This is a genomic window from Oleiphilus sp. HI0132 (assembly GCF_001635845.1).
Genome location: NZ_LWGJ01001780.1, coordinates 1 through 11,127, shown reverse-complemented (window position 1 = coordinate 11,127; position 11,127 = coordinate 1). Strand labels below are relative to the sequence as shown.

Here is an 11,127-nt window from a genome sequence, read left to right as displayed (position 1 = left end):
GAGCAAGCGCTCGAGAAAGCGGGTGATCCGTATGACTTTGCACACGAGCTACAAGATGCCGGCTATACAACCGACCCAGACTATGCCAACAAGATAAATCGTATTATAGATCGTTATATGAATATTGATGAACTTTCTAGTCTGGACCTTGGCTCTACCGCAAGCAAATTAGGAATTGGAGGCTGATATGCCAGATCTAATCGGTATTGGCCTTTNAGGTCTACAAGCTCATCAGACAGCCTTATCGGTNACGGGTAATAATGTTTCTAATACCAATACACCTGGCTACAGTCGTCAGGAGGCCGTGTTTGTAGATAATAAATCTATTCTTACTGGTAGTGGTTACACTGGTCAGGGCGCGAATATTGCCACGATTCGTAGAAATGCAGAGGATTTTATTAGCGAGCAGGTTCGTGCCGATACAACCGTTTATCATGAACGTGATGCAGTGCTTACTCAAGCAGAGTCGATCGATAACTTGCTTGCCAGCACGACAACTGGTTTGACGCCTGCTATGACTGCTTTCTTCCAAGCCTTCCAAGGTGGCGCTGATGACCCAACCTCTATCCCTCAGCGACAGTTATTATTGACGCAAACCGAAGGTTTGGTTTCCAGGTTTCATGCATTGGACAATCGACTTAATTCTCAGATGGAAAATATTGACGTAGAGCTGGCGGCCTCGGTTGCTGCGATCAATAGTTTGTCTCAAGGTTTGGCCGAATTGAATCAGTCTATTGCTGTTGCAATTGGTGCAGGGCAGGGTGATTTACCCAACAATTTATTAGATGCTCGGGATGAAGCTTTACGAGAGCTATCTGAATACGTAAACGTAGCAGTTTTTCCTACAGGAGCAGATGGTCAGGTCAACGTATTTGTGGGAAATGGTCAGCCTCTTGTTTTAGGAAGCTCTTCAAATCAGTTGGATGTGACTTTAAACCCTAGTGACACTGAACGAAAAGAAATTGTTATGCAGGTTAATGGTCGCTCTCAGATAATTAGTAATGAGCTGACCGGCGGAAAAGTAGGTGGGCTTCTAGACTTTAGAGACAATGAACTTACAACAGCAGTTAATAGTCTCGGTCGTATAGCTATGGTTTTGTCAGACACCGTCAACAAGCAGCATGGCTTGGGTATGGATCTGGAAGATAATTTAGGCGGCCTATTCTTTAGGGATGTTAATGAGGAAGTGTTGGCACGAAGCCGCGTTCTGGGAAATAGTACCAATGCTGAACCTCAAGATCATAGTATGCAGGTTAACATCATTGATGCGACCGAGTTGACAACCAACGATTACGACCTGAAATTTGAAGGTCCATCGAGCAACGATTATACCCTGTTCATCGCAGGTACAAATAATGTTGTGACCAAAGGGATACTACCTGGAATTTTTCCGGCTAGTGTTGAAGTCGATGGTTTTCAGCTGCAGTTTAATTCCGGCACATTCAAGGTTGGTGATCGTTTTGTTATTAAACCCACAAAAAATGGTGCAGAGGATATAGGCGCAGAAATTGACAGGGTTGAAGCGATTTCTTTCGCCGCCCCAGTTCGTGCGGATGCTAACCTGGGTAATACCGGTAATGCGAATATTAGCCTTGGGACCATGCTTGATGTAGAGAGCCCGCTGACTAACGCAACCTTGCCAATCTTTGATACCGAAGGGCAGTTATCTCCACCCTTGGAAATTGAGTTTATTACTGATACCCGCTTTCAAGTATTGAATGTGTCTGACCCGGCTAACCCGATACCGCTTACACCAGCGATGAATAACCTATTGTACAACCCAGGTATTACTAATACGATTTTCACCTCTGACCCGGGAGAGATGCGAGTTTCGGCATTGGGAAGTGATACGTTCCAGGTTGGAACGCCAGCGGCGAGTACTGGCACTTTGGTAAATGGCTTTGGTGCTCAAAACTTAACTATCTTGAACCGCGATACTGAGACGGGTGTCGTTAGCTCGCAGGTACTAGGAATAACCGCGAACAGCTCTGCAAAGGAGATCGCTGATAGTTTACAGGCCGTTCAAGGAATTCAGGCAAATGCTTATACCCAGGTTCGTTTGGATAATTTTGTTGATGCGGCCAATGGTACGGACCTGGGCTTCGTCATTAATGGCGAAACCATTACCATTCCGGTAGGTAGTATTTCGACTCAAGATGACCTGGCTAGTTTGATTAATGAAAACACGACTTTGCAGGATTTGGATATCTATGCTGTAAGTGATGGCAATGACGTTGAAATTCATGCCAGTAACGGTATTGATATTGTTGTGTCGGTCACTGGTGCAGCAGGTGACAGTGTCAATGTCAGTGCTGTGGATCCTTATAACCCGGGCGCATTTTCAGCGGATACAGAAACGGTGATAGCGGGAAATGGTGTTTCTGTCGGTGGCGCGGTTGACGTAACACTTGCGGATGGCATCAGCTTTACCTCTGACGTCGATAGTGTTTTTGAACGGGCACCCGTAGGGCAGTCAACTTACCTTGGGTTTCAGTTCGAGATTAAAGGCCAAGCTGAGGCGGGTGATAGTTTCAGAATAGATTACAACACAGGTGGTGTCTCGGATAACCGCAATGCTTTAGCCATGGCTGGGTTGGAAAGTGCAGGGACGGTTCAAGGTGGTGTGATTAGCTATGGTGAAGCCTATTCACAGATTATTGAAGAAATTGGCACAGTAACAAATCGGGCACGTCTGGAAGCTGATTCTGCGAAAGCCTTATTGGTTCAGTCTGAAAATAATAGAGAGTCTATTTCTGGTGTTAACCTGGATGAAGAGGCAGGTAAGCTGGTGCAGTTTCAGTCTGCTTATAACGCTTCGGCACAAGTTGTTTCGGTCGCCAGAGAGCTTTTTGATACGCTATTGAATGCCTTTAGATAGAGTTTAATTGAAGATAGAGTTGGGAAAAACAGGGGTGGTCTAAGTACCATCAAGTGACGCTTATGAGAATATCAACGCAGCAGCTTTTCAACCGTGGTCTGGAAGCGATTCAGGATGTTCAGTCTGATCAGCAAAAGACACAGTTACAAATATCAACGGGCAAGAAAGTCTTAACGCCCGCCGATGACCCGGTTGCTTCAACGCGAATTTTAGAGCTGAATCAGGAGCTGGAACTAAACTCTCAGTTTCAACGGAATATTGAACTGGCTCGTGGTCATTTAAACTTGCAAGACGACTTACTTGGTAGTATCAACTCAGTTGTCCAGCGTATTCGTGAATTGACGGTGACCGCAGGGAACGGTGTTCTAAACAAAAGTGATTTATCGGCGATTTCAACCGAGGTGAAGGAACGCTTGTCGCAACTTGCGGGTTTGATGAACTCACAAGATGCCAGCGGTGAATATTTATTTAGTGGCTTTCAGGGTGGTACGGAGCCCTTTCAGCAGAATGTTTCGGGTACTTACGTTTATCAAGGAGATGAGGGGAGACGTTTTGTTCAGGTCGAGCCAAATGTTACAATTGCTTCATCTGAAAATGGCAAACAAATATTTCAAGATATTGCTGTTGATAAAAATACCTTCTATACCGCTGCAAACCCTCATAACCAAGCTGTACCAGAAGCCAGAATCACGACGGGGCAAGTGATAGATCAAGAGCTTTATGACCAGTTTTATCCTGGTGATATGATAGTGACTTTCACCTCGCCTTCAGAGTTTAACGTGACTGACAAAGCGACGGGTAGATCTTATCTGGCCAATCAGGCTTATTCACAGAATGATCCGATTGTCGTCAATGGCGTTCAATTTGAGATAACCGGCACGCCTACTGCGGGTGATAGCTTCTTTATCGAATCAACTGAAAAGCAGGGCGTTCTGTCAACGATTGAGAAGTTTATCTATACCTTGGATAACTTTACTGCCACAGAAGAAGGTCGAGCGACTTTTGATGCGAACCTGGAAAGTGCCTTGATAAACCTGGATAGCGCTGAAACCTCTATTCTAGAAGCTCGAAGCCAGATTGGTGCACGTCTGAACACTGTTGAAACAACAGAGGAACAGCTTAAGGATGTGGAGCTTCTAACAGAGCAAACTCTGAGCGACCTAGAATCGGTTGACTATGCGGAAGCAGTCAGTTTGTTGTCTTTGCAGCAGTTCACTCTGGAAGCTGCCTACTCTTCTTACTCCCAGGTGTCCTCGCTTTCCTTATTTGATCGCTTATAAGGCTGTGGCCTTTAAGCTTTCTTCTTTGACGCTTTGCTCCAGATGAGCGATGCAAGCCTGTAAGGTTCGGCTTATCTGAGTTTGATCCCTAATCATGGCTAGTTTTGGCCAGGTGCAGCGTTCACCCATTTTCAAGATATAGTCTCTTTCTGAAGGGCTGGGGTTCTTCATGAACTTAGCATACCAGGAAGGCGGAAATTCAGGGTGGATATTGATATCGCCCAAATAGTCCTGATCAAGCATCAAGGAGGCGTGATTTAGCCACGAGCTCCAAGCTTGGGAGTGAAATCGACGCTTGCCCAATTTAAGTAGCGCCTTGCCTTGAGAGAAGCTACTGCTGACCAATAGGTCGGCAAGGAAGGCTGCAAAACCATCTTCCTGACGTTGAGAGACAAAAGGCACAATATGTGGGTTGGCCTGGCTGACTATAAAGTAGTTTGCATTGTGAAGTCGGCTCATTCTTTGTCTTGGAATATCGGTAGCAAAAGAGCCGTCATACCAAAGCTCTCCTTTCAGGTAGGTTTGCTTTTCCCCGCGGGCATTCTTCTCGTAGAGCTGGCAAGGAGGAAATAAGCCAGGGACAGAGCAAGATGCTTGCGCTGCGGATGCGACAAAAACACTTGGTGCAGTTTGGTAGTTCAGAATTCTTGGCTTTTGGCCTGTTCGGGCAGGTGAAATTGTAATGCTTACGTTTCGGCCGGTTTTTTTAAAGGCTTCTTCAAAAGTCATTAATCCGACGTTGTGTTCAACGCAGCTGCGCAGTTGCTCTGGGTCGAGTAATGATTGCTGTTGCCAAATACCTTTAAGCGGTAAACGCTTCAAAGGGCTGTAGTTACTTTCCTCGGGCTTACCTAGAAGAGTAAGTACTTCCTTATCTGTGTGGGTCGCTAGCATGCCTGCCGTGATTGCTCCCATACTGCTACCAGATATGATGGAGGGGAGGAGCTGATGTTTGATAAGCGTTGCGACCACGCCTATATGGTAAATACCGAAGGTACCACCGCCACTTAACATTAAGGCTGGGCGACCAAAGTTATGCTCGGCCTGTTTGAATTGGGCAAGTTTGTCTTTTGTCGAGATGTTATCGATCTCAGATTCGCAGAGTATCTTTAACGCTTTATCGATCAACTTTAAGTAATTGCTAACGAGGGTCTTGGTTCCTGTGTAGGCGGGTTGATAGAGCTTAGGCTTACTGAGTTCCGCGGTGGTTCGATACAGGCTTTCCTGAATATAGGGAATCAGCTTCAAATAATCTTTTTTTTCTAGCAGTTCAGAGATTGTTTGATAATGTTCCTGCAGTACTTTGTATGGGTAGTGCTTGGAGGCAGGCTTTTTTTGCCAGTCATAACTACCGTTAAGCTTATCGGCTTTCGAGGCGGCTGTGAGCCATTGCTCATAAGTTTGTGCCTCATCCATAGTTTGCTGCAATTTGTTTGTATCGGACATCTTGTGTTTACGCTTGTAAGCTAAAAAAATATATTTGCTGATCGCATAATCATTGTCAAACGCTTATTCCTGAGCATTGATGTAAATCAATAGGCTTTTATCGCTGATAGTTTAGGGGTAGGATGCTTGTGAATAATACTCATTAATAGGGAGAGACTCGTGTCTGATATCTATCAGTTCAGTGCTAATAATATTAAAGGAGAGGAAGTTCCTCTTAAAGCGTATCAGGGGAAGTTGCTGATAATCGTCAATACGGCAAGTAAATGCGGATTTACGCCTCAGTTCAAGGGGCTTGAGGAGCTGTATTTGGAGTATAGCGAGAAAGGGCTAGAGATCTTAGGCTTTCCATGCAATCAGTTTCTAAAGCAAGACCCAGGAACAGATAGTGAGATTAGCGAGTTTTGTTCTTTGAACTATGGGGTTACGTTTCCAATGTTCTCCAAAATAGAAGTAAACGGCGATAATACTCATCCCTTGTATAAATACTTAAAATCAGAAGCGAAGGGCTTGATGGGCTCTGAAAAGATAAAATGGAATTTTACCAAGTTTTTGGTCGATCAACAGGGCAAGGTTGTTAAACGCTATGCGCCCAATACCGAGCCGAAAGACATGGTGAAAGATATCGATGCAGCGTTGGCGCCTTAGCCTAGTAGTTTCTTTATCGCAGGAAGCAGGCGGTCTTTGGTAATGGGTTTGATGATCCAGCCATTCGCGCCTGCTGCTCTGCCTGCAGCTTTTTTCTCTGCTTTATTCTCGGTGCTAACAATGAGTACGGGAACTCCCTTGTAAGCGGGGAGTGCTCTAATAGCCGCGGTGAGTTGTATACCATCGAGTTTCGGCATATATAAGTCACTCAGTACCAGGTCAAATCGTTCTGCTTTGGCTGCATTTAAAGCCGCTTCGCCATCAACCGCCAGCGTTAGCTCGTGTGGCTCGTCTTGTAGAATGACTTTAAACATGTTGCGCATTACTAATTGATCATCGGCGATCAGGATTCTGGCCATATGCTTGTTGTTCCTACACGTTAAGGAATGAGAGACTTTTGCTTCACTTTAGTATAGCTAAATGTGCTGGAATATCTTGCTCCTCAGGTATTACTTGCTAAGTTTCTGATGCGTATCACTTAAGGGGCAATTTGTTGGGTGATAGTTTCTATATGTGCGAGCAAAGCATTATAAAAATCTCGCTTAAAAACATCTAAAGGAGGGGACTCTATAACCTCGGCAATTGCGCCGACAGGGTGAGTCATATGCCAAACGCCAATCAATGCTTGCTGAACTTGCATAAGCAAGGTGAGCGCTTGCGCTTGAGACAAGTCTTGCTCGGCTTGTTGTGTTAGTAACTGGGAATACTGGTGCATTAAGTGGAGTAAGGTTTTTTTGAATTGTAATGCTTCTTCAACGGTAAGGTTCCGTTCTAAAATTGTGTGTAAAATTGCATTCAACTTACAATAGATAGGGTTAGCAATTAAGGTGTCAGCCATTAGCCTTGCTAGGGGGAGCTTGTTTGGCATTTTTTGGGCCGAGTGAATTAATTCTTCAAGGGTTTCTACAAACAACGCGAGGAACAAAGTCTCTTTATTTCTAAAGTAGCGATATAAAGCGGCCTTAGTAATACCTACATCTGCAGCAATCACATTCAGGTTAAGGTCTTCGTAGGCAAGATCAGAAAATCGTTTTCGTGTAGCATCGAGAATTTGCTGTTTTCTGAGAGCTTTTTGTTCCGGATTATTCGCGCGTTGTTTGATTAAACACATTTTAGGCTTGTAACCATCCTGCAAGTTTTCGTGTGACTGAACGTGGGGATAGTTTACCAGACCAAACACCAAAAATATTCTTCCAGCCAGTGATAACAATGGCGCGGTCTTTTTTCTTGAGCGATTTCCTGACAACAGCTTCTGCTGTCATGGCACCTGCTTTGAATAGTTTTGTGTTAGTCATATTAGCTTCTGATGCAAACTCAGATGCGGTTGCACCTGGGCAAAGTGTGCTGACGGCAATACCTTGGCCCTTAAGCTCTTCATATAGTGCTTCAGAGAAGGACAGCACAAAAGCCTTGGTCGCGTAGTATATAGCCATGTTAGGTCCCGCTTGAAAGGCAGCGGTTGAGGCAACGTTAATGATAAAGCTATTACTCTGTTGTGATAGCTTGGGGATGAGTCGGTGCGTTAGATCTACCAGGCTGGTGACGTTGAGCTGAATCATTTGTAACTGACGATCCAGTGACAGTTCAGTGAATGCACCGCGGTCTCCAAAGCCTGCATTGTTGATTAGGCCGTTTAGCGCCCAACCTTCGTTGATTATTTTGCTAGCTAGCGTTTCGGCACCGTTTGAGTCAGACAAATCAGCAGCGATGATTTGTGTCGAGATTTTATATTGGCTTTCCAGCTTACTGGCTAGCGCTTGAAGGCGCTCTTCTCTGCGGGCGGTCAGAATCAGGTTGTGACCTTGAGCGGCTAATTGTTCTGCGAATACTTCGCCAATTCCGGCGCTTGCACCGGTTATCAAGATGTAGTTCATTGTGTGTTCCTTTATTATTTGAAGTTAAGTTACTCTGGGTTACTTAATATAGAAGAATGAGCTCTTGATGTAAATAACCTAGGGTAACTTAATTGGCATGCGAAATTAATAGGGCGCTAGGGCTTGTAAATCTAGGGGTAAAGTACTTCTACACCGTATTGAAGGACTGCTTGGGTATTAAGTGCTGAGTTACTTGTATTGTGTTGATAAATGGTTCCACCAATATTTACGCTGTGAGAACTGGTGCTTAGCTGAAAGTTTTCAGTTTGATCATAACCATTATATAGCGTCGGTTCGAAGCTTAGAGAAGCCGCGCTTTCGCTATTTGTGACTGAGTCACTTAGTTTTACCGAGATGGCTTGTGCGGCACGCCCGCTAATATCTAGCTGAGGTGTATCGACGGATGGCTCAAGGCAAGCGTTACCTTGTAGAGACCCGCTTTTAGGGTCGATGGTGCATTGGCTGTTATCGAGCTTTTTAACTGGCATCGACAAGGTTTGTTGAGTGCTGCCGATAGCGCTGACCGATGCTGGGTCGACTAGGGTCAACTTCACTTTTGCCTTAAAAGATTCAGCTTGTGCGCTTACTGAAAACGTAAAGCATGAAAGCAGTACTAATGCTAAGGGTGCTTTTCTCAAGCCGGTCTGCCTCCACTTTTTATCGCTGATTAAGTCCTGAATACCACTCAAGTATAGTAGCTAGTGCTAAGGCAGCAATGCTTAAAATGTGAAAAAGTGAAAAATATTTATTTCTTGCGCAAATGAAAAAGCTGGGCTATGTGATCGTGGCTTGTGTGGTTAACATGTTGAAAAGTAAGAGTTTATTTTTTTGTTTGAGATGTGTGGGAGGAAGGTAAATGATACCTTCATCGCCTGAAGTCTTGAGCTCTATAGTTGGTGTTACGCTGAGGTTTTTACTTTGAAGGTAGTCAGGATCTATTTTAAGTAAGTAGCTACCTGGTAGGACGTTTTCGAATATGTAAACACCATCGTACTCGGTTCGGGTTTGCTGTATCAGTGAGTCATCGAGTGTAAAAAGAGAGACAGGAATACCTGCTTTCGGTATAAGTTTACCATTGTTTTCAAGCAGCACTTCTCCTTCGAGTTCCATCGCAGTTTGGAAGCCGATACTGATCTCGTTGAGCTTGCCCGAGTGAGAATAGAGCGTGAAATGCTCCTTCTGTGGCTTCAGAAACGGGTCTTCAATTTTCCGTGAGTTGATACTAATCGTTTGCATTTGAAGATCAGGAACCCCCCATAAAGAGACATAACCTTCTTCGTTTGTGGCGCTGTTTCTCCAGCTGTTCTTTCCTTTAAAATGTATATTTGGAAGAGGGCTGTCCTGTTCATCAAACCTACCGTTATTGTTGTGATCCAAATATGTGTGTGCGAGCACGCTGGCACTAGAGGCCACACTTTCAGAACTAAGGTAGAGGCTATTATGAGGTTTGTCGTAGGCAAGGGCAGAGCTAATGCTTAAGCCAATACTTTGATGGTCTTGTGTATCAAATCCGGCAGAAAGAGAAAACGAGTATTTGTCCAGACGCCAGCTGATCATATTGTCGAAGCTGTATGTGTCTTCTTCCGATAGAATGTAGCCTAACGAGGCTTGATAACTTACCCGTTTACTTGCTTGATAGTTGGCACTCGATTGGATGGAGTCCAGAACACCTTTCGGTAATATTTTATAGTTAGCTTCGGTCTTGAGTCTCCAGCTATGCCAGCGCCTGGTTGCGCTTAACGTGGTGATAAGAGAGTCTTCCACGTCATCTATATTATTGTGTGAGTAATTGATTAGATTGGCAATTTGGGTCTGACCAATGCGTGTGCTTAAGCGTTTAGAAAGTTGCCATTGTTCCTGTGCATTAGCATATTGAGCATGTTGAAGCTCCAGGTCGTAGGATATATCTTGTGACCAGATATCTGCCCAAAGACCATTGATTCGTAGTGTGCTATCCAGCTCCAGTTTCCCATCCGGGTTCTTATCACTAATGAAGTCTGTATATTTTTCTAAATCAAAGTTGATATTGGTATTAAGCAAGCGGGTCTTGTATGCAAGTGACCATGCGTGGCCGCTTTGCTGGTCAGAGACATATTTCAATTGTCCAAAACCTCCACCAAGCGAAGCGAAAAAGCCCAAGCTTGTATAGAGATGTTCTATCTCGTTGTCTATGGGGGTAAAGCGGCTGAGGGCACCTTGAATGGTGAGATAGTCGTTAAGCCCTGCGTTAAATTCAGACATAAAAAAAGATGAGGACTCGTCAAGCTCCTCTTCCTCAAGGCTAAGCAGGCGCTGGTTTCTATTTAGAGCATAGAGTTGAAAGTCCCACAAACCTTTGGCCAGCATTTGACCTCCGACCGTGATTTTTTTCTGTTCGCTTCGATATTGTCCCTGGGGCCCATAGATACGAATATCAAAGATGTTCTCTCCTAAATATGTAGAAATTTTGTCAAAGCGATATTGGCCATTGCTAGATGTGCTTGTGAAGTCAATTAAAGCGCCATTTCGATAAAGCTCAACTTCCCAGCCCGGCGGTGCATCGCCTTCTAGAAGTAGGTCACTGCTTTGTTCTTGGAGTGCATTGCTACCGCGCTTTAAGTGGACACCGCTGCCACTAACGGAGCCGGAAAGCAAAGCACTGGAATGACTGTTTACGTCACCAAACTTATATTGATCGATACCCAGAAATAATCGTTGCTCTGGCCCGCTTGCCGCTTTGCTAAAGGTAAGTCTAAGGTCTTGAGCCCCATCTTGGTTAACGTAACTGGTTTGTAGAGAGTGTTTCAGAATATCCATGACACCCTGAACAGTAGCCGAACTGTATTGGCTGATATCTGCCTCATACCTGCCCGTCAGATCGTTATATTTCTCAAAGCGCTCAGCACTGTGTGAAAACTCAATATCAAACGAAGGGGAACCAAGCCAGTCGTATTCATTGGGAAGTTGAGCTTTATCGAAATGGCGCTTTAATTGACTTCACAAGCACATCTAGCAATGGCCAATA

General features: G+C 44.6%; 10 protein-coding genes. 4 read left to right on the top strand and 6 right to left on the bottom strand.

Features of this window, described 5'->3' with window-relative positions; translation table 11 throughout:
* The 3 genes from A3766_RS31680 to flgL all read left to right on the top strand — a co-directional run.
* A partial coding sequence (locus A3766_RS31680) for a glucosaminidase domain-containing protein (RefSeq protein WP_369808662.1) occupies window positions 1-186 on the top strand: 186 nt, incomplete at its 5' end.
* Window position 187: 1 nt separating this feature from the next.
* Window positions 188-2,878, top strand: a complete 2,691-nt coding sequence (gene flgK, locus A3766_RS27055) for a flagellar hook-associated protein FlgK (RefSeq protein WP_068643352.1) — start codon at window positions 188-190, stop codon at window positions 2,876-2,878.
* A 62-nt stretch (window positions 2,879-2,940) separates the two neighbouring features.
* A complete protein-coding gene (gene flgL / locus A3766_RS27050; protein ID WP_068511772.1) occupies window positions 2,941-4,158 on the top strand; it encodes a flagellar hook-associated protein FlgL in 1,218 nt (405 codons plus the stop codon).
* Here flgL and A3766_RS27045 read toward each other — a convergent pair.
* Entirely contained in the window at window positions 4,153-5,604 is a 1,452-nt protein-coding gene (locus tag A3766_RS27045) for a DUF3336 domain-containing protein (RefSeq protein WP_068643351.1), read from the bottom strand. The genes flgL and A3766_RS27045 overlap by 6 nt on opposite strands.
* 159 nt (window positions 5,605-5,763) lie before the next feature.
* Here A3766_RS27045 and A3766_RS27040 point away from each other — a divergent pair, with 159 nt between their 5' ends.
* Entirely contained in the window at window positions 5,764-6,249 is a 486-nt protein-coding gene (locus tag A3766_RS27040) for a glutathione peroxidase (RefSeq protein ID WP_068643349.1), read from the top strand.
* Here the strand turns inward: A3766_RS27040 and A3766_RS27035 are convergent.
* The 5 genes from A3766_RS27035 to A3766_RS27015 all read right to left on the bottom strand — a co-directional run bounded on the left by A3766_RS27035 (window position 6,246) and on the right by A3766_RS27015 (window position 10,919).
* Window positions 6,246-6,608: a response regulator gene (locus tag A3766_RS27035; protein ID WP_068638415.1), complete on the bottom strand. Its 363-nt coding sequence runs from the start codon at window positions 6,606-6,608 to the stop codon at window positions 6,246-6,248. The genes A3766_RS27040 and A3766_RS27035 overlap by 4 nt on opposite strands.
* 119 nt (window positions 6,609-6,727) lie before the next feature.
* Window positions 6,728-7,360 (bottom strand): TetR/AcrR family transcriptional regulator, encoded by a 633-nt coding sequence (locus A3766_RS27030; protein ID WP_068643345.1) that lies wholly within the window; start codon window positions 7,358-7,360, stop codon window positions 6,728-6,730.
* Between the two features lies 1 nt (window position 7,361).
* Window positions 7,362-8,123: an SDR family oxidoreductase gene (locus A3766_RS27025; protein ID WP_068511786.1), complete on the bottom strand. Its 762-nt coding sequence runs from the start codon at window positions 8,121-8,123 to the stop codon at window positions 7,362-7,364.
* Window positions 8,124-8,254: 131 nt separating this feature from the next.
* Window positions 8,255-8,812, bottom strand: coding sequence for a hypothetical protein (locus A3766_RS27020; RefSeq protein WP_068638355.1), 558 nt, complete (start codon window positions 8,810-8,812; stop codon window positions 8,255-8,257).
* An 85-nt stretch (window positions 8,813-8,897) separates the two neighbouring features.
* Complete coding sequence (locus A3766_RS27015; protein ID WP_068643343.1) at window positions 8,898-10,919, bottom strand: hypothetical protein; 2,022 nt, start codon at window positions 10,917-10,919, stop codon at window positions 8,898-8,900.
* Window positions 10,920-11,127: the final 208 nt, after the last annotated feature.

Coding starts and splice junctions, on each gene's coding strand:
- flgL (WP_068511772.1), top strand. CDS start 2,941: ATGAGAATATCAACGCAGCAGCTTTTCAACCGTGGTCTGGAAGCGATT.
- A3766_RS27045 (WP_068643351.1), bottom strand. CDS start 5,604: ATGTCCGATACAAACAAATTGCAGCAAACTATGGATGAGGCACAAACT.
- A3766_RS27035 (WP_068638415.1), bottom strand. CDS start 6,608: ATGGCCAGAATCCTGATCGCCGATGATCAATTAGTAATGCGCAACATG.
- A3766_RS27030 (WP_068643345.1), bottom strand. CDS start 7,360: ATGTGTTTAATCAAACAACGCGCGAATAATCCGGAACAAAAAGCTCTC.
- A3766_RS27025 (WP_068511786.1), bottom strand. CDS start 8,123: ATGAACTACATCTTGATAACCGGTGCAAGCGCCGGAATTGGCGAAGTA.
- A3766_RS27015 (WP_068643343.1), bottom strand. CDS start 10,919: ATGGATATTCTGAAACACTCTCTACAAACCAGTTACGTTAACCAAGAT.